The organism is Ekhidna sp., assembly GCF_963691765.1.
In the GTDB taxonomy this organism is placed as follows: Bacteria; Bacteroidota; Bacteroidia; order Cytophagales; family Cyclobacteriaceae; genus Ekhidna.
This window is the reverse complement of sequence record NZ_OY829375.1, coordinates 295,999-317,944: the sequence shown is the minus strand read 5'-3', so window position 1 is coordinate 317,944 and position 21,946 is coordinate 295,999. Positions and strand designations below refer to the sequence as shown.

The 21,946-nt window shown below is 38.5% G+C and carries 25 protein-coding genes; 3 read left to right on the top strand and 22 right to left on the bottom strand.

The features are described from left to right. Positions 1-2: 2 nt before the first annotated feature. Positions 3-620: a toxin-antitoxin system YwqK family antitoxin gene (locus ACY650_RS01485; RefSeq protein ID WP_462251028.1), complete on the top strand. Its 618-nt coding sequence runs from the start codon at positions 3-5 to the stop codon at positions 618-620. Here the strand turns inward: ACY650_RS01485 and ACY650_RS01480 are convergent. Then, the gene (locus tag ACY650_RS01480) at positions 617-2,023 is read right to left on the bottom strand and encodes a POTRA domain-containing protein (protein ID WP_462251026.1); all 1,407 of its coding nucleotides are present in this window, start codon (positions 2,021-2,023) and stop codon (positions 617-619) included. The two genes, ACY650_RS01485 and ACY650_RS01480, sit on opposite strands and share 4 nt — an antisense overlap. An 89-nt stretch (positions 2,024-2,112) precedes the next feature. Here ACY650_RS01480 and yidD point away from each other — a divergent pair, with 89 nt between their 5' ends. Then, positions 2,113-2,331, top strand: a complete 219-nt coding sequence (gene yidD, locus ACY650_RS01475; protein ID WP_462251024.1) for a membrane protein insertion efficiency factor YidD — start codon at positions 2,113-2,115, stop codon at positions 2,329-2,331. Between the two features lie 3 nt (positions 2,332-2,334). Here yidD and ACY650_RS01470 read toward each other — a convergent pair whose 3' ends face one another. The 8 genes from ACY650_RS01470 to ACY650_RS01435 all read right to left on the bottom strand — a co-directional run bounded on the left by ACY650_RS01470 (position 2,335) and on the right by ACY650_RS01435 (position 9,165). Further along, positions 2,335-3,240 (bottom strand): helix-turn-helix domain-containing protein, encoded by a 906-nt coding sequence (locus tag ACY650_RS01470; protein ID WP_462251022.1) that lies wholly within the window; start codon positions 3,238-3,240, stop codon positions 2,335-2,337. A 6-nt stretch (positions 3,241-3,246) separates the two neighbouring features. Beyond that, entirely contained in the window at positions 3,247-4,005 is a 759-nt protein-coding gene (locus ACY650_RS01465) for an SDR family oxidoreductase (RefSeq protein ID WP_462251020.1), read from the bottom strand. A gap of 91 nt (positions 4,006-4,096) precedes the next feature. Next, positions 4,097-4,924: a peptidylprolyl isomerase gene (locus ACY650_RS01460; RefSeq protein WP_462251018.1), complete on the bottom strand. Its 828-nt coding sequence runs from the start codon at positions 4,922-4,924 to the stop codon at positions 4,097-4,099. 42 nt (positions 4,925-4,966) lie between these two features. Further along, positions 4,967-5,473 (bottom strand): hypothetical protein, encoded by a 507-nt coding sequence (locus tag ACY650_RS01455; RefSeq protein WP_462251016.1) that lies wholly within the window; start codon positions 5,471-5,473, stop codon positions 4,967-4,969. Positions 5,474-5,479: 6 nt separating this feature from the next. After that, entirely contained in the window at positions 5,480-6,475 is a 996-nt protein-coding gene (locus tag ACY650_RS01450) for a hypothetical protein (RefSeq protein WP_462251014.1), read from the bottom strand. A 176-nt stretch (positions 6,476-6,651) separates the two neighbouring features. Continuing rightward, a complete protein-coding gene (locus tag ACY650_RS01445) occupies positions 6,652-7,500 on the bottom strand; it encodes a DUF3667 domain-containing protein (protein WP_462251012.1) in 849 nt (282 codons plus the stop codon). 56 nt (positions 7,501-7,556) lie between these two features. Continuing rightward, positions 7,557-8,216 carry an energy transducer TonB gene (locus tag ACY650_RS01440; RefSeq protein ID WP_462251010.1) on the bottom strand — a complete coding sequence of 220 codons (660 nt, stop codon included), beginning with the start codon at positions 8,214-8,216 and terminating at the stop codon, positions 7,557-7,559. Between the two features lie 61 nt (positions 8,217-8,277). After that, entirely contained in the window at positions 8,278-9,165 is an 888-nt protein-coding gene (locus ACY650_RS01435) for a LysR family transcriptional regulator (protein ID WP_462251008.1), read from the bottom strand. A gap of 161 nt (positions 9,166-9,326) precedes the next feature. Between ACY650_RS01435 and ACY650_RS01430 the strand changes: the two genes are divergently transcribed. Beyond that, complete coding sequence (locus tag ACY650_RS01430) at positions 9,327-9,578, top strand: hypothetical protein (RefSeq protein ID WP_462251006.1); 252 nt, start codon at positions 9,327-9,329, stop codon at positions 9,576-9,578. A 3-nt stretch (positions 9,579-9,581) separates the two neighbouring features. Here ACY650_RS01430 and ACY650_RS01425 read toward each other — a convergent pair whose 3' ends face one another. The 13 genes from ACY650_RS01425 to ACY650_RS01365 form a co-directional block, all read right to left on the bottom strand. Further along, a complete protein-coding gene (locus ACY650_RS01425; protein ID WP_462251004.1) occupies positions 9,582-10,610 on the bottom strand; it encodes a serine hydrolase domain-containing protein in 1,029 nt (342 codons plus the stop codon). 191 nt (positions 10,611-10,801) lie between these two features. Next, on the bottom strand, positions 10,802-11,413 hold the full coding sequence (locus ACY650_RS01420) for a hypothetical protein (RefSeq protein ID WP_462251002.1): 612 nt from the start codon (positions 11,411-11,413) through the stop codon (positions 10,802-10,804). Between the two features lie 241 nt (positions 11,414-11,654). After that, a complete protein-coding gene (locus ACY650_RS01415) occupies positions 11,655-12,386 on the bottom strand; it encodes a hypothetical protein (protein ID WP_462251000.1) in 732 nt (243 codons plus the stop codon). Between the two features lie 86 nt (positions 12,387-12,472). Further along, entirely contained in the window at positions 12,473-13,972 is a 1,500-nt protein-coding gene (locus tag ACY650_RS01410; protein ID WP_462250998.1) for an alpha/beta hydrolase, read from the bottom strand. 148 nt (positions 13,973-14,120) lie between these two features. Beyond that, positions 14,121-14,906 (bottom strand): hypothetical protein, encoded by a 786-nt coding sequence (locus tag ACY650_RS01405; protein ID WP_462250996.1) that lies wholly within the window; start codon positions 14,904-14,906, stop codon positions 14,121-14,123. Between the two features lie 139 nt (positions 14,907-15,045). Then, a complete protein-coding gene (locus ACY650_RS01400) occupies positions 15,046-15,921 on the bottom strand; it encodes an RDD family protein (protein WP_462250994.1) in 876 nt (291 codons plus the stop codon). Between the two features lie 287 nt (positions 15,922-16,208). Then, on the bottom strand, positions 16,209-16,757 hold the full coding sequence (locus ACY650_RS01395; RefSeq protein ID WP_462250992.1) for a hypothetical protein: 549 nt from the start codon (positions 16,755-16,757) through the stop codon (positions 16,209-16,211). Positions 16,758-16,950: 193 nt separating this feature from the next. Then, positions 16,951-17,787, bottom strand: coding sequence for an NmrA family NAD(P)-binding protein (locus tag ACY650_RS01390; protein ID WP_462250990.1), 837 nt, complete (start codon positions 17,785-17,787; stop codon positions 16,951-16,953). 22 nt (positions 17,788-17,809) lie between these two features. Continuing rightward, positions 17,810-18,310 (bottom strand): anthrone oxygenase family protein, encoded by a 501-nt coding sequence (locus ACY650_RS01385; protein ID WP_462250988.1) that lies wholly within the window; start codon positions 18,308-18,310, stop codon positions 17,810-17,812. Between the two features lie 2 nt (positions 18,311-18,312). After that, on the bottom strand, positions 18,313-18,669 hold the full coding sequence (locus ACY650_RS01380; RefSeq protein ID WP_462250986.1) for a hypothetical protein: 357 nt from the start codon (positions 18,667-18,669) through the stop codon (positions 18,313-18,315). 104 nt (positions 18,670-18,773) lie between these two features. After that, entirely contained in the window at positions 18,774-19,727 is a 954-nt protein-coding gene (locus ACY650_RS01375) for an AraC family transcriptional regulator (protein WP_462250984.1), read from the bottom strand. A 266-nt stretch (positions 19,728-19,993) separates the two neighbouring features. Beyond that, on the bottom strand, positions 19,994-20,611 hold the full coding sequence (locus ACY650_RS01370) for a hypothetical protein (protein WP_462250982.1): 618 nt from the start codon (positions 20,609-20,611) through the stop codon (positions 19,994-19,996). 156 nt (positions 20,612-20,767) lie between these two features. Further along, on the bottom strand, positions 20,768-21,724 hold the full coding sequence (locus ACY650_RS01365; RefSeq protein ID WP_462250980.1) for a hypothetical protein: 957 nt from the start codon (positions 21,722-21,724) through the stop codon (positions 20,768-20,770). Positions 21,725-21,946: the final 222 nt, after the last annotated feature.

Genomic DNA, 21,946 nt, shown 5'->3' with positions numbered 1-21,946 from the left:
GAATGAAGATTTTAGTTGCCTTCTTATTTAGCTTGATTACTTTATATGGACCTGCCCAGCAGCCAGACACAATCTGGTATAAGGATGGTAGAGTCAAAGCCGTTGGCAATAGCATCAATGAATCAAAGACTGGAGTATGGAAGTATTTCTATCCCGGTGGTCAAGTGAATAGTGAATTGAACTTTTCGAATGATGTACTTGATGGAATTCAAAAGTATTATTCATTTGAAGGTAAACTCATCGGCAGGGAGCTTTATAAAATGGGTCTGATGGAGGATTCCGCCACTTATTATTATCCATCTGGTGAATTGGAAAAGGAGGGGATGTATACGAATGGTTTGTACAATGATGTATGGAGATTTTATTACGAAAATGGAAATTTGAAACGCATAGGAGGGTATGTACAAGGAAGCCCAAATGGTATTTGGAAGTTTTATCACGAGAATGGAAGTCTTAATCAAGCAGGGGAGCTGGTCGATGGACTTGAAAATGGACTATGGAAATATTTTGATGAAGAGGAGATCTTGATTTATGAAGGAAATTGGGAGAATGGTAAGGAAGTGGGGCAATGGTATTTCTTCAAAAATGGAAAGAAGAAAAAATGGAAGAACTTTGATTAAAAGAGGGAAAGAAGGTTGATAAAGAAATGCGTTTCATTCTCTGAAGTTCTGGAAAATTCAAACCTAAAAGTGATATCATTAACCAGTACTAAGTCTATACCTGTCCCAAGGCTGTATAAATATTCATTTGTGAGGGGATCGCTACCATCATAGTTAGGATATCCTACCGCATAACCCTGATCATAAAAAACCTTCCCATATACGGTAATTGGAAAAGTCTGAAATTGCCTCAAAGGCATCACTTTCTTGATGTTGTATTTCCTACCAAACAACTGATGCTTAAATTCATTTCGCTGAAGAACATATGAGCTTGCCTCTATTATTCTGAGATCGAAACCACGGATTACTTGCTTTAAAAATCCAATTGAATAATAGTTGAAATAGCTTCTGTCGTTTGCTGGGAAAGTACTTAGTCCAGTAATATTCGATACAAAATAGAAGTTGTCTTTGAATTCCCAATACTTGGTCAGATTCATGCGTGCACGCCAAAAATCAACTCCATTGTCATAGAGGCCGAGGCCATGTTTAAATAGCCCGATCTGATACCATTCACCGTTAGTAGGATAGTTTCTGTTGTTTCTTTTGTCCCAGGTATATGAGTATCCAAGCCAAACATGTTGTTGCTGTGTTTGGCTGTTACCTAAATAATTGGGATTGATACTGGCTACAGTGTCAGCTACATCCAATCTAACATGTCCAAGTGTTGTGCGATGGAAGGAATAAAATGAACTACGAAAAGAATGTTGAACGCTATTGGTGTAAGCCCTACGCAAAACGTTCTCCTCTGAAGAAATGAATCGTCTGATATTGTCTCTAGTGATCACAGGTACATTTTTGGTTTCAAAGAAGCTGCTGCTAATCAATAGTCCATGTTGTTGCTTTTTATCGATGTATGGTATGTTATAGAAGAGATTTAATGCGGTTTCAAATCCAGTTTGAAGCCATAGTCTCAATATTTCACCACGTCCTCTAAAATTGAATTGAGTGAGTTTGAGCCCATAATTGACTCTGCTTAAGTCACGATTCCTATTAACCCACCAATCATTGAAATTTCTATCTACTAATCTGAAGATAGGAAATGGGTAGAAGTACCAACGTTCATCTACTTTAATTTTTATGTCAACTGGGGATCCTAAACTGTCTAGAATATCAATAGACACTTCATTGAAAAGGTTGGTATTATAAATGCGATTTCTATCCCAGATAAACATGCTATCCAGTTGATAGCGCTGATAGGTTTCTCCCGTTTTGAAGCTTAATTCACGGGTAATGATTTTTGCCTTGGTTTTGTAATTACCCTCGATGATAATCTCGCCAACAGTCAATAGCTCAGTGGAGTCTTGCTGACCATAGATTTGTTGGCAAAAGCCTATAAAAATGAAAATGAGAAGTCCTCGAATCAAACCGTAATTGAGCTGTAATTATCTACCATAACGTACAAACAGAATGATTTTTTCGTGGGCTTGCAAATTTGATTTGTACTTTTACGCTTGTGAATAGAATCCTCAAGAAAATTCTCATTTTCCCCATTTTGGTGTATCAATATTCGATCTCTCCATTATTCCCTCAATCATGTAGATATACACCAACTTGTTCTCAGTATGCTAAAGAGGCCATTCAAAAATATGGATGGAAGGGGTTTATTATGGGGATCAAACGCATTAGTAGATGTCACCCATGGGGCGGTAGCGGATATGATCCCGTAGATTAATTATTAATTAAAAGATGCCCTGAATTCTAGTGGGGACTGATTTGTCTTTTGCTTGAAAAGTCTGCTAAAAGATTGGGCATGCTCAAAACCTAAGCCGTAAGCGATTTCGCTAACTGCTAATTGCGTTGTTGAGAGTTTCTCTTTTGCTTTCTCAATTAACTTTTCATGGATATGTTGTTGCGTGTTTAATCCTGTTTGCACCTTCAGGAGATTACTGAGGTAATTTGCGGAAAGGTTTAGTTCATCAGAAATTCCTTGAACAGAAGGTAAGCCTACACTAGCTAAGTTGTCTTTTTCGAAATAGTCTTTCAGTACATCTTCGAGTCTGCTTAATACTTCATGATTAGAAATCTTACGCGTGATGAACTGTCTTTGGTAAAACCTGTCAGCGTAGTTAAGAAGCAGCTCAATCTGAGAGATTATGATGTTTTGACTGAACTTATCTATGTTGGAATGATATTCTTCCTGGATGTTTTTCATGATTTGAATCATGGATTTTTCTTCCTTGTCGGAGAGGAAAAGGGCTTCATTCACACGGTATTCAAAAAATTCATATTCCTTTATCTTCTTGGCCAATGGTGTGTTCCATAGAAAATCTGGACTGATGAATAGTAACCATCCTTCAGGTTTAGTGCCTGGTTCATAATGTGCTCTAACACTTATCACCTGGCCAGGTGCTACAAATGACATTATTCCTTCATCAAAATCGTATGGTTGTTGGCCATACCGCATTTTACCTTCTACTCCTCGTTTCATAGCGATGGAATAGTACTGTGATACAATGGTTACTTCTTCTTCATCTGTTAGATAATTGACTGCTCCGTAATCCACTAAACTTACTAGCGGGTGCTCCGGTTTGGGGAGTCCCGCTATTTGATGATAGTCACTTATTGATTTAATCTCGTACATGCTGATTTAGATTAAGGTACCCCCAGAAGCTTCAATTCTTTGCGCATTGACCCAATGGGCATCTTTAGTACATAAGAACGCCACAACACTTCCAATGTCTTCTGCTTCTCCCACTCTTCCCAGGGCGGTTACACTTGAAATAATTCCCACTTTATCTTCATCTTTGTTTGATCCATTTGCAAATTCTGTTGCAATAGCTCCTGGAGCTACAACGTTTGCTGTTATTCCTCTGCCTCCTAGCTCTTTAGCAAGATACCTAGTAAATACTTCAATCGCTCCTTTCATAGATGCATAAGCTGAGGCACCGGGGAATGAAAATCTTGCCAATCCAGATGAAATGTTGATGATACTTCCTCCATCATTCAGAAGAGGTATTGCTTTTTGAGTTAGGAAGAATACACCTTTGAAATGAATGTTCATCATTTCGTCAAAATGAGCTTCTGACGTATCAGTAATTGGACTAAATAGTCCTGTGCCTGCATTATTTATCAGATAGTCAAAATGATCATTGCTATATTTATCAGATAGGTACTCCGAAAACCTGCTGTAGAAATCATTAAAAGATTGGATATCTCTGCTATCGAGTTGCAATGCATGCCCCGTGCTTCCTGCTTGCGCTATTTCAGCCACCACTACATTGGCAGCATCTTCATTGGAGTGATAGGTGATTACCACATCAATGCCTTTTTTAGCAATACTTATGGCCATGTCTCGACCAAGCCCTCGGCTTCCGCCTGTTACTAATGCTATTTTCTTTTGTGTCATGTGCTTAAGTTTTAAACTGTTAATGACACAAAGGTGAGATTCGGTTGTTGTTAGGATGTAACCGAATCTCAGGATGTTGTAACCGAATTAACTACTCTGTAATTATTTCTGCTTTTATGATCCTAACATCTTGGACTGGTCGATCTAAATCATTGGTGGAGACTGCTGCTATTGAATCTACTATAGCCAATCCTGATACCACCTCACCAAACACTGTGTAATTCTGATCTAGATGAGGAGTACCTCCAATTGTTTTATACACTTCTCGGTGTTCATCTGGAATGACGTACTTCTCAAAATTTTCGTAGTCCTTAGCTAGCTCATAAAATCTGCGATTGATACGGCCTATTGTCTGGTAGTCTTCTTCATCAAAGGCTACCAGGAGTGAATCAAGATCCTCGCTATAAGCTGAGTCGTGCTTAAGGTAATGTTCTGCAAGCCATCCATTGATTCGTGTCTCAGCGCGGCTCAACGTGCTATCATTAAACACTCTTCCTTGAACAATATAAAATTGTGTGCTGCTTGAAACTCGTTCAGGGTGACCGCCACGAGCGGCTGCAAGAACGCCTTTTTTATGAAATAAAGTAGGAGTGATTTCTGCAGGAACTTGATAGGGTAGGTCCCCATTTCCTAAGGTATCACCGGGTTGCGCAGTTTTGCTGTTGGTATCTCCAGCTTGAATCATGAAATTTTCAATCACTCTGTGAAAGAGGAGACTATCCAAAACTCCATCTTCTACTATTTTGATAAAGTTGTCTCTGTGAAGCGGGGTTTCGTCATAGAGCTTCAGTACTATGTCTCCCATTGATGTCGCAAGTTTGATCTGCGTTTGTGGTGGAATTTCTTCAGCAGATTCTTCTTTTGCCGGTTGTGAACAGGCTATGAAAAGTATAAGGAATAGTGGAGTTAGGTATTTCATGGTATTTGGTTTAGGCAAGGAAAGATAGAGAAAAGTCAACTTCTAGTTAGAAGAAATGATAAGCTCAGCACGAAGATCTGATGCTAGCTTATTTGCAATACTTTCAGCTTTTTTTTGCCTGGAGTAGTCGAACGAGAATATTGGTTTGGATTGATCGGGGTACAAAAGCACTTTATAATCTGTTACTCTTCCGGAAAGCGTTGGACTGACACCATTTGGTGTGTTGCTACTCATATAGCTTTTTGCAATGACTTTTACAGTGACTATTTCTGGAAGAGAAGCCCATTCTCCAATTTTAAAACCACAGATGGAAGTGTATTCTTTTGATCTTTTTCTTTCAAAATCCATGATTACTCCACTGTAAGATGAGACTATGAAAAGGCCAATCACTATGGCTCCGATTCCGACTGATAGAATTCTTTCAATTGAGCTGCCGCTAGTCACTATATATGGACTTACTAGCGCGAAGACTCCTGCGAGAATTAATAGTACTCCTAGAAGGTGAGGCCCTGAGAAAGGATTGCGTTTCTTGTAATTGAAATTTTTCATTTAGACTTATTCCGGCACTACATCTATGCTCGTTTTAAGTAATACTCCACTTTCATTGTATAATTTAAATTCTCCTACAGGCTTGTCATTTTTAAATTGTCCAATCAACTTAAGTTGTCCGTTCTCATAGTATTTCCTGTAGATTCCTTCGCGTTTACCTTCTTTGAAATTTGCTTCTACTTCTGTAAGTCCATTTTCGTAGTACGAAATTGTTTTCCCATCTGCTTTCCCATATTTATAGTTTTCTGTACTAATTGGCTTGCGTGCTGAGTGGTGGGTGTAGTTCACAAATTCTCCATGTTTAAGACCATTTTTATAATGACCTATTTCCGAGATTCTATTTTTGAACAAATCCAAATTTGGTGTCGAATCTTTAGGAATTATATTTTGTTTTCGTAAATCCTTCACGATGAATGAAGAACTCAGATATTCTATCCAGATTCCATGTTTTTTGCCATTCCTATATTCTCCCTGACTTTCAAGCTCTCCTCTAAAATCGTAATATTTCCAATGACCTACTGGATTATGGTTTTTCATTTTGCCTGTGGCAATCACGGTTCCTTTATGATTTGTCCACTCTGTAGCTGAGGGATTGGATTGGAAGTAATGCAGTGATTTTAATTCTATCGGGTTGATTTTCTGCTTTCTTACACTTCTCGTACAAGAATTGGTGCTTATGATTCCATCATTATTGTAGGCCCAAATTATCCACTCTTCATTTTCTTTTACAGAAAGGCCACAACCATATTGCGAGGTATATATTTTTATCGTTTCCTCAAGCCCTTCTCCTTTAAAAATATTCTCAATTTTGAATTCAACGAGTAACTTTTTTCGCGGATTTTCACTTTCTAACAGTGAGATTTTGTTTACCTGACCAGAAACAATAACGTCAATTTTAGTGAAATCAACAATTGTTGCAGGTCCAGAAACTGAGTTGCAAGTGCAAGCCATTATGAACGTAGGAGCCAGCAATATGAGTATAAAAGCGAATATTTTTTTCATTTCTCTTGATGGATTTCATTAAGTAATCTTCTGTTAAAACTACTAATACTCTTTTAGAAGCACTTTTAGATTTCGATATTAATCAAATTTCAAAGTGGCACTATCAGTATTCACGGTAGGTGATTCTCGTACTCCAATACTAACTATTCTCGTATGCGAAAAGAATTATCATTCAATTAGGTTAACCAAAATGTAATTATGAATATGAGGAATCGATAAATCAGATTGGATATTAGTACAGCCGTCATCGCGCCGAGGCCTGCTGGTATTGACCAGTACCAACGAATATTCATGAAGTTTCTAATGCTTAGAATTGCATATAGAAGTGGGATAAACCAAACAAAAAGTTCAAATCTGATTCCACCTAGCATTGTGTCTGGGTCCAAAGACAAGAGCTCACCTAAGCTTCCAACCCACGATAACATTATCCAACTAAGCATATACAATGAGAAAAAATGAAATGAATAAATGAGGTTGTCGAAATAAAATTTTCGTTTCCTGAAGGTTATTAAATACACAAAAAGAGCAATGATTGGGATGTTTAAGATCATTACTGACTTTGAAATTTGATCACTCATATTTTGATAAGTGATCGCATATTCTTGCATGCTCAATCCTTCATTTTTAAGTTTTTTATCCACCCATTCTTTAGTCCACGTGCTATATGGTTGTCCATAGACTTGATCTGAAAGCGGAAGGGAATAGTCGGAGAGCGGATTAACAAAAAAGTAGACGAGGTTGAAAAACAGAAATAATGTTACCGGAGAGATGAATTTTTTTCTCTTTCCTCCTAAAAATTCGACCGTCATGCGACCTGGGAATCGGAGAAAGTAAATGAGACTAACAAAAAAGCGATTATCTAGAAAGAAGATATTGCCAAGAAATTCACCTAATAGCCTACCTAGAGACCGATCCAAGTTGTCACGAACTCGCTGTCCGCAGTGGTGACAGTAGGAGCTGCTAACGGGTGTACCACAGTTGAGGCAATGTAATTGTGATTGATCAGGTATTTTCTCGATATCCACCTGCTAAAATTAATAAAGTGACTTCAAGTTGAAGGTGCGGATATAAGACACAAAATTCAACCTCGGCTTGTCGTAATCATTGAGTACCCAATTACAGGTATTTTGTTTGTAATTAGCTCATTTTTCAATTGCTTTGATTTGGCCATATCCGAAGCAGCATCCTCCGCATTATTTAGTTCCTGATTAATGCTAGCTCTTGTTTCAAAAAGGATGGGGTCATACTCATCTAACGCAATAGCTTTATTCGCCAGACTTAATGCTTTCTCATAATCTCCCTTTTTAATCGTCTTGTCCATCTTCTTTTTGATTTTATCTACCGGATGAATGTATGGCTTCTCTCCATACCTCATTATATACTCGATGACAAGCGTGTACCGATAACCTATTGGTGAGGAATTGCATGAAGTAGCTTGCCAACTATCTTTTGTTCCTAAAAGAACGCTCCCTGCTTGTCTTGCTAAGCTTTCGTGAGGATGTTTGACCACATTAACGGAATCGATTTTACCCTTTTCATTTATGCTAAAATCAATTACAAGTAATCCGGTTTTCTTAGCCCTTACTGCCTCTACCTCATATCTTAATCTCCTTGCAATGTATTTGGAGAAACTTTCTTCATTTGTGAAAGTGGCTTTTTGAAAAGAATCGCACGAATCTTTTTGAGAAAATGCTGCGCTTGATAAGAAGAAAACTAGTAGATATAAAAGGTGCTTTTTCATGTTAACTAAAATAGGTAAGTTCAATAATATCCGAATGATATGTCTAGTTGAAGTCTAAACATCAGATTTCAACTAGTTGATCCCTCACTAATTGAGCTATCGTCTTAGGTAGCTCATGATCATTATCCGTTCGATAGGACATTACCATTTCTAATGGAATGCTTAGCTCTTTCAGTTCAAAATAGTTCACTGCTAGATTGTAACCTTCCATTATGCTTTTAGGGATTACAGATATTCCAATATCCTTTTCTACCAATTTAAGAATAGAGTAGGCATTGATGCTTTCATGTTTTATGTGGGGATGAAAATCATACTTCCCACAAATGCTGACAAGCTGATCGCGAAAATAGGATCCTGCCGAACGAGGATAGATGATAAAAGGAATGTCTTTCAACTCGGATATTTCAGTGCTTTTTGAGAGGTTCCATTTGCTTTTAGAAGCGCATACAAGGACTGTTGTATCGCGATAGATTCTTTCAGAATGAATGGAAGAAACCTCCTTATGAGGCCTTCCTATCAGAATATCTATTTGACCATCTTGCAACTGATTGAGTAGATCAGTGGTGGTAGTCTCTATTATGTTGGTTTTTACTTTTGGAAACTGCACATTCATTTGATCAATCAGATTGGGTAAAATCTGTGTCATCGCAGAACCAATGCATCCGATATTGACGACTCCTGATAATGTTGATCCGATATCAGCAATGGATGTTTTTATCATATCTACCCGCTTTAATAACTGATAACCTTCTTGTTGTAAGAACCGCCCTGCAGGAGTGAGTGAAACATTTCGTTTATCACGTTTGAAGAGAATTGTTCCTAGTTGCTCCTCCAAGTCTTTGATTTGTCGGGTGAGCGCTGGCTGCGCGATGAAAAGTTTTTCGGCAGCTCTTCTGAAATGCAGTTCCTCTGAAAGCGTCAGGAAATATTTGATGTGTCTCAATTCCATTGATAGCTAATTGTTATCAGTTAATGTAAAAAATTCTATTTCTATTATCAAATAGTCTTTTCCATTTTTGAGAAAAAAAGATGAGAAATATCGTTAACTGCTTAACAGTATGTTGTTTGATAATGGTGCTGTCAAGCTGCGAAACTCCAAAATCTAAAAAGATGAATGAACCGAAGTTTATTGAAATTATCGTGCAAAATCACCTGGTATCACATGGGTTTGATGAAAACAACGAGGAGGTTGTCGAAGAGGTAGTCGTAGAAAATCCAAGAAAGAAGCTACTTCGAGTAGACAGGATACTGTCTGTAAGTGAGAAATATATCCTTACCTCATATGGATATGATCGGTTGGTATATTGGGAATACGAAGGTTCGTATGAGCAGATGAGGCAATTGTTGGGTGTAGGTGAATGATTCTTATTGATCCTTCAAAATTTTGACAATTCGGCTATTTATTATTTCTGACAAATTCCAATTGTATAGCTTCTCATCAGTGGTGCTGTAGAATTCAATTACCACTGCATCCAGCTCTTCATAATATTCTGCAAAGCTCTGGTATCCCGGTACCCATCCTGCATGCTTATACTCGTAAACGGAAGCATATATTTCTTGCTCTCCTGCTTTAAATATTGAGCCATCATTCAATGCTCTTAGGAAGGTGCCTACATCTTCGGCAGTAGCTAGCATCCCATGGTCTTCTTCTTTTAGATCATGGGGGTAGCCTACATGATAGCCACTCATTACATCTTCAATATTGACATCATTGAGCGAACCAAAAGTATTGCGAAGGTTTAGTGGAGTAAGTATTTCTTCTTGGATGAATTGGAAGTTTTCATAACCTAAAGCGTCATCCATTATCTTATTGATTAGCAGATAATTTGTATTGCAGTATTCATAGTCTTCGCCTGGTTCAAAGTTGGCTGGCTTATCCAATATTAGTGCGAGACTTTCTTCATAAGTCTTTGTTGGATTTCCCCAAAAATTGGGAGCATTTGTGAAATTGGGGATGCCACTTCTATGCTGAATCATCATCCGTAAGGTGATTTTATCAGCATTTTCAATTCTTCCTTGAAGTTCTGGTAAATATTCGGCGATGGTTTTATCAAGAGAAAGCCGTCCATCACTTACCAATTTCGTGACAGCAACGGCGTCATACAGCTTGCTGATACTTGCGATTTTAAATAACGCATCAGGCTTGGCGGGGATCTTCGATTCTCGGTTATGCCATCCGGAGGTAAAAAATTGAGGTGATTTGCCACCTTGACCAACGTAGGTGATTACACCGTCAAAACCGTGACCTATTGCCTCATCCAGCTGTTCTTGAATGGTAGCTGGCAGTGGAAGTATCCATGCTTTTACCAGAAGCCATGGCACAAAAAACAAAGAAACGGCAGTCCCGCCCAGTAGCATAATTCTGATTATCAGTGTAGTTCGTTTCTTAGCCATAGGATGTGGTGGTAGGTGATGTATTTAGTGAAAAGTCGTTTGACGAAGTTTCAATATACGTTCGTTATTCGGATTGGTTCTGTTGATAAGAATTATAAGTAAGATATGTTATCCTCTCCGGGTTGGAACTCAGCTCCGAGATAAACTGTCGTGTCGGAAAATACACAAATTTCAAATTGAGAGTAGCGCTTTTATCTTCTCATCGCGATATTCTCATGAACCCATTTAGCCTCTTCCTTTGGAGTTACTTTGTCTACCGTGCTACTGACTCTACTAAAAGTAGCAGCTGGGAAGTCATAAGGGTTACTTTCGTCAAAAAACGGTCCTACAACACCGAGCATCCAACCATCTTTAGCTGCCCAATGAGGTTCATTCACTCGATATTTAAATACCTCGTAATGAACAAGGTTATTCTTGCCATCAAAATCAAAAGTTACACGTTCCATATGTTTCATCTCATCTGGACATGCATCAAGTTCTGTTGGAAATTCAAGCCAGTTAGCTAGGTTACTTGCTGCTCCACTAACTAAGTTGTTAAGATCTTCTGGAAATAAACTTTGCTTGTTGTGTTCAGTTAAAAGTTGGAAGGTTGTTTCTCTAGTAGTAAGTTGCTCAGCATACGGCCGAATTTCTTCAGGAGTTAGATTTTCATTTGACTCTAGCTTATCTACTAATGGTTTAATTCTTTCATAACGTTGTTCATTTAGTTGTCTGTTTTGTCTGTTAACCTTTATGCTACGGTAGACTATAAGGGATACAACTAATACAGCTATTGCTCCAATGATTATAAAAAAGATATTCATATTGATGAGATTACTTTCAAGGACGGATTTACGTGCTAACGCCTAGCTAGTGGGCGGTATGCCCACAAGTAGAAAGGACACTAAGCTAGCGAAACTGGCCAACCCTCGCAAAGTATAGTACCGCGTTCTGAAGTCTGAATCCAGAAGACGAAAAGGAGGGAGTGGAAGTAAACCTAGCAGCATGGACACTGTAGTGGTCGAATTGCAATCAAGCTGTAGAAAGTACTCCGGTATACGACTGCTAGTGCTTGCTAGAGCATGTTCGAGTGTATGTTTCCACCAAGATTATTCGTTTGACAAGGTAGTCTTCATAGCTGATCTTCTCATTCAGGTCGTAATAGTCTAGTTGATGGTCGTTAAGGGCCTCGGCAATTACAGCAGAGTGGATATTTCCTGCTTCTCGTTTTATCGTGTAGTACCAGTTTGCAATCTTGTTGGATTTGGATATACGCTCAAGAGCCTTATAAAAGGTTCCTTCTCTGTTAGGTATATCGGTATTTTGTTCAAAATATATTAAAGAGTCAATATCATCTGTAAAGGGTGGTAATCTATGTCCAGTAGGGTTCATGTTACCCCGATAAGATTTATATAACCGTTCATCTTTTACCCAAACCGTGTCAGGTTTTATCCATATCTCATTTAATAAGTTCTCATTATAAAGCCTGAAAATACTATCCTTTTTGAGTGTTGCTGGAGCCCAGTCACCGAATTGCAAACCTTGATCTTTGTTTATATAGTCTAGATGGAGTTCATATACTTGATCCAATGATTTGTTAGGGTATCTTTCAAGGAGTTCTCGTTCAAAATGTTTAACCATTTCAGCAAGACCTTGAGCTTCTTCTTGTCCCAGTTCTTCTTCGAAATCAGATATTTCCTGTTCAGTTGTTTGTTCGCTACAACCCAAAAATGCTATAATAATGAAGGTGAAGGTGAAGTTTCGCATGATGTGCTCTAACAATTGTATAAACGGCATTATGCTGTTTATTTACCACTCAAATAACGTGAAGCATGATTTTATATCCAAATAGGAGGAGTTAGCGAACTACAACGCCTTCAGCTTTAATCTGTTTTAAAACCATTTTTCAATAAGAATTCTTCAGTAAGCCTTCTTCTTTCATCTGAATCCTTTTTGGAACTTCCACTAAAATAGAAATGTCCTGCACCAGCATATGAACGTGAAATAAAACTGTTCTCGGTTTTTCCAATGGCATCCCTAAATTTTTCAAATTCAGAAAACTCTACCATGTCATCGTCCTCGCCGTGGAAGGCAAGTATAGGAGGGAGGTTTTCTTCAAGAAGATGAAGAGGCGAGATTGTATTTGTGTTGTACTCAATGTTGTAAACATCTCTACCTGCAATGTCATAAGGGCAAGAACCTAAAATCAGGGCGTCTGGTCTTGAACTGTATTTTGAGTTCACTCCAAACTCCTTAGGTTTTTTAATCATGGCCGAAACCAACGCCAAGTGTGCTCCAGCCGAAAAGCCGTCTGCCACTACTTTGTTTGGGTCAATGCCCAATTCCTTCGCATTTTCCCGAACCCAAGCTATGGCTTTAAGGGCATCGCTTACCGAAGCCTTTACATCTGTACCGTAGATATGTCTAATACGATAATCGAAGGCGATGGCAACTCTTCCGTCTTCAGCGGCGCCTTTGCAGGGACCATAACTCCATTCAGGTAGTCCAGTCGCCCAGCCACCGCCGTGAAAAAATAGATGCGCAGGTTTTATTTGGCTTTTATCGTGATTTTCTGGATAGAAAATATGGGCATTGAGCGTGATGCCATCCACAGTTTTGTACACTCTGATTTCGCTGGCAGCATTCCTTCTGTCTTTACCCATTTTATAGGTATCCTTAATTGTCTTTACATAAGCCTGATTTTTGACATCTTCCAAAGCTTTTGTATAGGCATAATCAAAAGCCTCCACACGATAGGTCCAAATGTTGGAAGTGAAATGGTCCTTGATAAAGAAATCCTTTACGCTCTGAAGCGCATCTAACTCAACGATGGCATCATAGCGATTGTCAAAACGCTTGATGGGAACATATTCTGGGTGTGAAAACTTGTACTCTTTTGTAGAAAGAATGTCAAGATAGAAATTCACACATTTTCGATATTCTTTAAACTGAAACAGAGATGAATCATTGAAACTTCCTTGCATTACATTTTCGAAATAGTCGCTGGAAACGGATGCTTTCTTCTTAAAGTCAGCGAAGCGATGATAGTTTTTTGGATACAATAACCGATATCTTCTGTATCTAAATTTTGATTCAGTCAACAGGCTATCAATGGTTCGCGATTCTATTTCTTCAGTATGTCCTTGATAGTTCTTGACTAGTTGTTGCACGGTTTGTTCCAAGGAATCTATTACGAAGTTAAAGGGCGCTAATTCTTGGCTGAATATCTTTTCGCGGTTGGCAGTTATAAAGGAGTCGTTCTTTCTGATAAGATTATTGTGAGCTTCCTTCAGTGACGGCTTTTGTCCAAAAGCCACTGCGAATTGGATTATTGCAACTATTGTTATGAAATACTTAAAATTCGTTTTGAGATACTTACACATTACTAGTTTAGGTATGTTACTGTTAGGGATACCTGAAAAAATGTAAAAGTTTCAAAGGGTGTTGTTTTTTTCTACTGGTAGAGAATTCAGACTGTTGTGGGGCTTAGTTAGGAGGACTGATTGTTTTAGCACGGAAGTAACTTCCGCGCTAGAGGGGGCTTAGTTCTCCTTTAATCCAGGCTTCAAATTCCGCTCGGCTGTTAATTTCAGGACATGTCAGTCGTATTACAACTTTCTCTAGTTGTTCTTGGGAATGTTTGTTCGGAAAAAATTTCACAATTCGTTCGGTTGAGTCACTATCAGCCAAAATTTGAAGTTCCTCGTCACTATCATAAACACCGAATTCGTCTCCAAACCATTTGTTTCTTTTAATTATTGTTCCGTAAAACATTTCGTTCTGAGGCAATCGGAAAAGTTCAACTTTATTTATTCGTTCACCTTTTACGTTCATTAATAAAGCTGAAATTATTGCACACTTACCATTCTTCTCAAGCGTTAGGCATGCTTTCTTTTTTCGGTTTGGGGATAGTTTATGTTTAAGTTCTATTTCGTATCGAAAGTCCACCTCAATCACTTTCTTATAGGCAGTCTCAAATACATTTCGATCCCAATCGAATTTGTCACAACATCTTCTTGTTACCTCGTGCGTAATTTCAAGGATCTGTAGTTTCTGTTCTTGTTCAGATAGTTTCCAAAATTCCTCGCCCTCAAATGGTGTATGGTACATTGTAAGAACACTACCTGAGTAATTTATCAATTCAAAATCATGACCAAGTGTTACTGAAATTCGACTCGTTTTGGGTGGTTTGTATGAATCAAGAAAGTGAACATAAAGATCAGTTACAACATGAGAAATTCCCGCAAACTTTTTTTTGAGTTCAGCGGAACTTGATTGTGGATAATATAAAGTTATGTCTTGAAGTTTATGACTCATTTTGGAATTGCTGAAATTGAGCACAATGACCAACTATCATCCGAAAGCTGGACTTTTCAAATTTGTATAAAAGTATCTCATCGCACCAGCCTTTGCAAATGTCTCAGTAGCTTATGGATGATAGTGTTTGTAATGGGCTTTATTTTTCCCTCCAGTCCAATAGTTTAGTTCTGGTTATCATACTTCCTGGTTCTTTGTAGACATATTTTATCTGCCCCACAAAAGTTCCTTCGGGATATTTTGACATCAGAATGGGAAGCGTCCTTTCCTGAATCGCTTCGAAATCATCATCGTCATCCAAATAATCTTCATTAAGAGTCAGAATTACTGAAACATATCTCAGATTTGGATCTTCTTCTATCTCATCATATACTCTAACATCTGCTGTTAATTCATCTCCAAGCTCTGTTTCAAATAGTTCAACGACCTCTTCTGCTTTTGAATTATTTAGGGAAGTCTCTATGTACGCAACCTGGTTAGATTTGATCATCGACTTAAGGCCTTCAAAGGGTAGCATGAAGAGTAACATTATCCCATAGGCTAGAGCGATTGATATTCCAACTTGTTTAAAGTCTGATTTGGGTTGTTCAGAATCAGGGTTGAAAGGTACAACCTTAGTACCTGCAACCATATCGCCGATTCTTCTACTTGGATTCGCTAAAGTTACTATGACCTCTATTGGCCACAAAGCACAAAAAAGGTTCCTAACAAAGCATTTTAAAGGTGATGCTACTTCACCTGTTTGGTTGTTGACTACTTGTATCTTTAATATCCTTTTGGCAATACTCCTTCCGTTGATAGAATCCTTACATAGGTAAAGAGCGAATCCAAGGAGTCCAACATAACTTAAGCCACCAAAAATATCGGGGCTTGTTTGTTCATGATTAACTTGAAATGCAGTTGCAAAGGTTGATATCATTCCAGGAATAAAGAATATCATTGCAATAAAAGTCATAACAAAATGATCTATTAACATTGATCCCAGTCTTGTTCCAGCGTTGGTATCCTTTTCCATTTATTTGATTAATATTTGATTGTGGTGATTGCCCATAACATCTGTATAAACAACATCATGACGTTTATATGCCTTTCAAATAACGTTAAGTGTGCTTTTATATCCAAATAGGAGGGAGCCGATCCATTTAGCTCGGAATCCAGTCCGTGAAGAGTAGACTTGTTTTAGCACGGAAGTCACTTCCGCGCTAGGGGGGAGAAATGACCAGAAGGGAAAGGGAGCGGGACAGCAGCAGCTAAGTTGCTAGTAGCAGTTGACATCTGGTCGCTAGCGCATGTTATGTACCGTTATTTCATGGTTCTTAACCATTGAATTTCCTTCTTTAAATCTTGTGCTGCCTTGACTCTTATTTTAGAACGCAAAATCGTTACATCTAAATCATCTTCTGCCTGCCAGTTAATCCATTTCTCCTTTGGAGGTGGTGGCGGAATGTAATCATTATAGAAAATCCGTTCTGGTTCTTTAAATGATCTAGATAGTCCACAGGAGGAAAAAGTTATATTTCCTTCATCATTTTTATTTGCATATATGATCCAAGTACCTGATTTAGGGTAAGATGAGCAGCTTGTTAAGGAATATCCACTCAAGGTCTCTCCAGACTTAGTTCCTTTGAATCCTTCTACTACTTCTATCTTATAAGTTTTGTTATCAAACCACCCTTCTTCTTTGTACTTCATGCTTTCACCAACGGATATTACTTCTCCGATAAAAACTAGATCAGAATATTCGTAAGATGCCTTTTGTTCATCCTTCAAATTCTCAATTCCCTTGCACTGACAAGCAAATGATGACAGCTGATAAGAGAGTAGTAGAATATAAATGAGATGTCTCATCATACGAGCAGTGGTACATAACGTCCAACTATCATCCGTAAGCTAGACCTTTCAAATATCTACTAAAGTATCGGATAGCACCAGCCTTTGCAAATAGCTTGGTAGGCTTATGGATAATAGTGTCTGTTAGCAATATGCCATTTAAAATGAATTAAGGGAGCTAGTTCAGTTACACATAGCTCCCCCAATATTATATTCATTGCACAATAGCTTGATTCCAAACGCCGGTCGCCAGGGTTTTTTGTGCATACTCTTCGAAGGATGTCGCCTTACGCCCCAGCACTTTTTCTACATCGTGTGACACTTCCTGATTGTCAGGATTTCCCAAAACTTCTTTGAATAGATATCCGAAGAGCCATACGTAAGAGTCTGGTAGCCCTGCTGCCTTCATTCCAGTCTTGAATTCTTCAATAGAGATTGGAATGTATTTGACATCTCTTCCGATAGCATGTTCCATCACGCTGACCACCTGTTTAAAAGTGAGCTTTTTGGGGCCAGTTACCGTGATGGTTTTCCCGTTGTAAGAATCGTCAACCAGTACTTTCGTCACTACCTCAGCAATATCATCAGCGTCCACAAATGGAATTTCAGCATCGGGCATTGGCAGTGCTACTTGCCCCGCAAGCACGAAATCCAGGAAAGCCCCTTCACTGAAGTTTTGATTGAACCATGAAGCTCTCACCAGCGTGTAGTTCAGTCCTGAGTTTGCAACAATTTGCTCACAGGCTTCTGCTTCTGTTTCTCCTTTTCCAGATAGCAGCACTACTTTCTCAAGCCCTTCTTTCAACGCCGCTTCCGTCAATGCGGTGATGGCTTCTTTCGCTCCCGGAACCGCAAGGTCTGGATAGTAAACGATATAGGCACGATCTATTCCTTTTAGTGCAGGTGCAAAGGTGGAGTAGTCTTCCCAATCAAAAGCAGGAGTGCCTTTTCTTGATCCTACGGTTACATGGTGTCCTAACTTTGTTAGTCCTTCTACTACTCGGTGACCAGTCTTACCGGTTCCTCCGATTACTAAGATGTTGTGTTTCATTTTTACTTATTTATTTGAGTTATTAATTTTTGAATGTGATGTTGAGTGCGAGCAAAGCCATGACAAATGACAAGACTGAGAAAAGCATGCGATAGGTATGAAGCTTGTTCCAGTGCGACTCGTAATACTTTCGGAATTCAGCTACTTCTTTCTTGCTGAGTACTGGTATTTTCAATGCCTCTAGCTCATTGTTGAGTGGTACATTTCCCAGGCCAGTGATTCCCACCGTCCCTATGAGGTAGGCCGCCGTAGTGATGAGCAGGAACCAGAACCCTTTCGTACTTACATTGTAGGTGAAGTAGGTCGAGCAGGCCAGGGCGATGAGGCTCCCAAAAAAGACAATGAAGAAAGCCGGGTTTAATATTGCCCGATTGATGCTCTGCATCGTATACAAATAACTGAGGTCATTGATCTTTTGTGTTCCTGGTATCACTGAGACTGACCAAGCATAGAATAGTCCTGCGGAGATTCCGGTGAGAATCACAGAAGTGTTGAGTGATATGTTTTGTATAGGTAGTTCCATGATTAAAATATTTCTTGTGTGAAAAGCCATTTTTCTAGTGTGATGTATTCCTCATTGGTCAATCGGATGTCATTGCCTTTTGGCATCTTCCGTTCCTTGAATACCATTTTGTAGATCTTCTTTGCACGCTTGGACATGTTCTTTTCTTTAAAAACCATGAGCGGGTTTTGCTTGCGATGACAGACATTGCATTTCGTCTCGAGGATCTTAAGGGCCTGTTTCTTTAGCGTATTGTCAGCAACAGATATCTTCATCTGATTTTGCTTTGTAGCCTCTCCCGGGGTATCAAAGGAGCTGAAGAGAATCAGTACCGCTGTGGTTGTCCCTAGCCATACTATTGTGTTGAGCCTAGCTTTCATTTTGTTCGTGATTGATTACGAGTGTAAAGTTGAAAGCCGGAGAAGCCCTATGCTTGACACTTTGTGCCAATACTTTGACACTTTAAGCCAAAATGGATTTTTGATTATGATTTGCGGAATTCGACAGGGGAGAGCCCTGTCCAGCGCTTGAATGCGCGGTTAAACGCACTTTGCTCGGAGAATCCAGTTTCAAAAGCAATTTCTGCAATGCTTCTGGATGATTTCTTCAGTAGGTAGGTAGCAACGCCTTCCTGCGTCTTCTTGATAAGGTCTCTGTAGGAGATTCCAGCATCGGATAATCTTCGGGTTAGGGTTCGGTTACTCATTCCCACCTGCTCTGCTATGTAATGAATACTGGGAATACCGCTGGGAAGTGCATCTGTGATTAGCTTTTCTACATCAAAGGCGAGTTTACTACCCGAAACTTCGAGCCCATTGGTTTCTTCTTCCACACGTTGTACCAGAAATTGGTTGATGCTTGAATCGGCTTTTGCTGTCCTGGTTCGCAGGTCAGAAGTTTTGTAGGTAATCGAGTAGTGTGGCTGATTGAAGTATATCGGACATTGAAAAGCTTCTTTATACGAACTGAGATCGGTTGGAGGGTCATGTTTAAAAGCTACTTGGGTAGGAAAGATTGGTTTTTCTGTCATGGCTTGAAGCACTACAACAGTTGCTGAAAGGCTGGCTTCTGTTGATAGTTCTAAACCTCTTCTGTGCGCTTCTCGATTTAGATGAACATGGGAAAGGTTTCCTTCTTCTTTTATCTGCCACATAAACGTGTTAGACAGCAGCTTAAAGTAGCGTTCACTTCTTTCAAAGATTTCACCGGCCCATGAGCAGGTACGCCAGGAGAGGCCAAGCACGCCATAATCCTCGATTTTCATTTGCTGACCCACTCTCACGCCAAACCCAGGCCCTAGCTTTTCATCGAGAAATTCATGAAGGCTAAAAAACTCATCTGCGGGAATGGCTTGCAAATCATCTATGGTATCGATCGGGGCAGGCAAATTCATGAAATCTTCCCGCTTCATACCTTCTGCAATTGCGCAGTTTAACATTTTACGGTATAGGCTTATAGAGAAGTATTTCATAGCGATACTAAGATAAGAAACCAATAGACGATCTCAGTACTTAGGTTATTGCTAACATCTGTATAAACGACATTATGTTGTTTATTTACCTTTCAAATAACGTTAAGTGTGCTTTTATATCCAAATAGGAGGGATGTTCGACACTGCAACTCAGACTGGTGCAAAAATTTGTTTCGTGGCGAGCTGTCTTGTTTTTTAGGGAGAAGTGAATTTTGTGTTACTGGGGCTCTTTATCAGAATCGAAAACCTTTCCAAATCAAATTAAGCTTATCAACTTCACTTTTGCTGAAATGTGAATCAAAGAGATTGCATTGTCCGAAATAAGCCATGCATTCACCAAACTTCAAATATTGAGATTTCGGTATTGAATTCTTAAGTAGACATTTTTTCAGAATTGTTAATCTGATTTCCTCATCCTTTTGAATGATCTCTTCAATTTTCTCGATTTCAGCATGCGTAAATCTCCTTGTAATTGAGTCTGAATCTTTAATAATACTCCATGATTTTCGCGCGCTAATTCCTTGTTCGACTCTACGGAACCTGCCTTTCAATAATGCAAAGTTTAGTTCATCTTTACGTTCAAATTCTATATTCCTATTTTCTAATTCTATCCAAAAAGCTTCGACATCAGGCCCAATGCTTTCTTTCCAAAAAGTTAAAAGTTCGTTTGTAACTTGTTTTAGTTGTGCAAGAGTTAGCTTATTTTCAGTGATTTGCTTTATTCGATTTGAGTTATAGATAAATGCTTCTTTAGTAGCGTTATCAAAATTTTGAGATTCCGAAACTAATCGATTTTGAATTAGAGCAGTTTCTTTTATTTGTTCCAAATATTTCTGCCTATCAACTTTCATTCAGCTCAGGTTAGTTTTGGTTCTAAGCGATTTCCTAAAGACTAATCCAATCTTCTAATCTAGACTTTTTAAATTTCTACTAAAGTATCTGTTCAATACTCTTAACAACTTACTAAGTTAGCCAATGGAGTTTAGAGCTTGTTAGACATATTTTACTTAGTAAATCCATCCTACAATAAATTTCCAGAAAGGTGCAATTATCATGGCTGTTGGGAGAGTGACTAAGACGAATTTGATCCAAAATTTATAAAACTCAAGTAGCCTTTTACGTTTTCCAATTCCTACTACCGTCTTTGGTCTGATTTGACTTACAATGGTGATAAATATTACTAAGACCAAATACTTTATATCGTTTGGATCTTTTGGCTTCTCAATTTTTTCAAAATTGTCAGGTTCAAAATCGCTCTGCATCTTGATAAGCAATTCTACAGCTTGATTAATGTTCGTTGAATCTATTCCTTGATCAATTATCTCGTTCGATTTTTCCTTTAATATTTCGTCGTAACTCTTATATGAAGTAGTTGTAATATTTATGGAGAGTATAATAATTGGTAGCCATAAAAAGTAAATTGGAATTCCTCCATATTCAGACCAAAACTGAAGAACCCGCGAAGGTTTTTGTTTGTCAATCCAACGTTCTATTTGATATTGTATTTCGTCCTTAGCTTTAGGTTCAAAGCACTCAACTTCATATTTTAATTCACCCTCATAAAGGTTGGATACATTCAGTTCAAACTTATTTTCACTTAACCTACCATAGGAAATACTTATATTAATAGCCTTCGGTTTTAGTGAGTTAATTGCTCCATCAATAAGTAGATTGGACATTGATTTATCAATGAGTCTGGTTTCATCAAATCCTATAAGTTGACAGGTAGATTCGTGTCTGTTATACCATGGATCAGACTTGGTCTGTTCTAGCTTATTTGAGAATTCCTCTTCAGTTAGTTCTTCATATTTATTGTGAATTTCAATTCTTAGTTGTTCTATCCAAGATCTTTCAAGTTTTTCTTCAATTGACTCTACAATTTGGGCAAGCTCCTCCAGTTTTTCATAACTTATAAGCCATGGCCCTTTGATCTCCTTCTTTTGAGGATATTTTAGAACTCCCATAGTATTGGATCCAAATTGTGTCGAACATCTGTATAAACGACATTATGTCGTTTATTTACTTTTCAAATTACGTTAAGTGTATTTTATATCCAAATAAGAGGGATAAAGGATCCAATTAGGTTGGAACACAGCACGTGAAGAGCTGTCTTGTTTATTAGCACGGAAGTAACTTCCGCACTAGTGGGTGTAATGAATATTTTTGCTTTGCGTTGTACTTTCAAA

Excerpts from the sequence above, each read along its gene's own strand:
- ACY650_RS01385 (WP_462250988.1), bottom strand. The coding sequence starts at position 18,310 with ATGGAACTACCTATACAAAACATATCACTCAACACTTCTGTGATTCTC.
- ACY650_RS01430 (WP_462251006.1), top strand. The coding sequence starts at position 9,327 with ATGAATGAACCGAAGTTTATTGAAATTATCGTGCAAAATCACCTGGTA.
- ACY650_RS01375 (WP_462250984.1), bottom strand. The coding sequence starts at position 19,727 with ATGTTAAACTGCGCAATTGCAGAAGGTATGAAGCGGGAAGATTTCATG.
- ACY650_RS01365 (WP_462250980.1), bottom strand. The coding sequence starts at position 21,724 with ATGGGAGTTCTAAAATATCCTCAAAAGAAGGAGATCAAAGGGCCATGG.
- ACY650_RS01420 (WP_462251002.1), bottom strand. The coding sequence starts at position 11,413 with ATGAATATCTTTTTTATAATCATTGGAGCAATAGCTGTATTAGTTGTA.
- ACY650_RS01410 (WP_462250998.1), bottom strand. The coding sequence starts at position 13,972 with ATGTGTAAGTATCTCAAAACGAATTTTAAGTATTTCATAACAATAGTT.
- ACY650_RS01440 (WP_462251010.1), bottom strand. The coding sequence starts at position 8,216 with ATGAAAAAGCACCTTTTATATCTACTAGTTTTCTTCTTATCAAGCGCA.
- ACY650_RS01435 (WP_462251008.1), bottom strand. The coding sequence starts at position 9,165 with ATGGAATTGAGACACATCAAATATTTCCTGACGCTTTCAGAGGAACTG.
- ACY650_RS01415 (WP_462251000.1), bottom strand. The coding sequence starts at position 12,386 with ATGCCGTTTATACAATTGTTAGAGCACATCATGCGAAACTTCACCTTC.
- ACY650_RS01380 (WP_462250986.1), bottom strand. The coding sequence starts at position 18,669 with ATGAAAGCTAGGCTCAACACAATAGTATGGCTAGGGACAACCACAGCG.
- ACY650_RS01485 (WP_462251028.1), top strand. The coding sequence starts at position 3 with ATGAAGATTTTAGTTGCCTTCTTATTTAGCTTGATTACTTTATATGGA.
- ACY650_RS01425 (WP_462251004.1), bottom strand. The coding sequence starts at position 10,610 with ATGGCTAAGAAACGAACTACACTGATAATCAGAATTATGCTACTGGGC.
- ACY650_RS01470 (WP_462251022.1), bottom strand. The coding sequence starts at position 3,240 with ATGTACGAGATTAAATCAATAAGTGACTATCATCAAATAGCGGGACTC.
- ACY650_RS01390 (WP_462250990.1), bottom strand. The coding sequence starts at position 17,787 with ATGAAACACAACATCTTAGTAATCGGAGGAACCGGTAAGACTGGTCAC.
- ACY650_RS01465 (WP_462251020.1), bottom strand. The coding sequence starts at position 4,005 with ATGACACAAAAGAAAATAGCATTAGTAACAGGCGGAAGCCGAGGGCTT.
- ACY650_RS01395 (WP_462250992.1), bottom strand. The coding sequence starts at position 16,757 with ATGATGAGACATCTCATTTATATTCTACTACTCTCTTATCAGCTGTCA.
- ACY650_RS01450 (WP_462251014.1), bottom strand. The coding sequence starts at position 6,475 with ATGAAAAAAATATTCGCTTTTATACTCATATTGCTGGCTCCTACGTTC.
- ACY650_RS01370 (WP_462250982.1), bottom strand. The coding sequence starts at position 20,611 with ATGAAAGTTGATAGGCAGAAATATTTGGAACAAATAAAAGAAACTGCT.
- ACY650_RS01460 (WP_462251018.1), bottom strand. The coding sequence starts at position 4,924 with ATGAAATACCTAACTCCACTATTCCTTATACTTTTCATAGCCTGTTCA.
- ACY650_RS01455 (WP_462251016.1), bottom strand. The coding sequence starts at position 5,473 with ATGAAAAATTTCAATTACAAGAAACGCAATCCTTTCTCAGGGCCTCAC.
- ACY650_RS01400 (WP_462250994.1), bottom strand. The coding sequence starts at position 15,921 with ATGGAAAAGGATACCAACGCTGGAACAAGACTGGGATCAATGTTAATA.
- ACY650_RS01405 (WP_462250996.1), bottom strand. The coding sequence starts at position 14,906 with ATGAGTCATAAACTTCAAGACATAACTTTATATTATCCACAATCAAGT.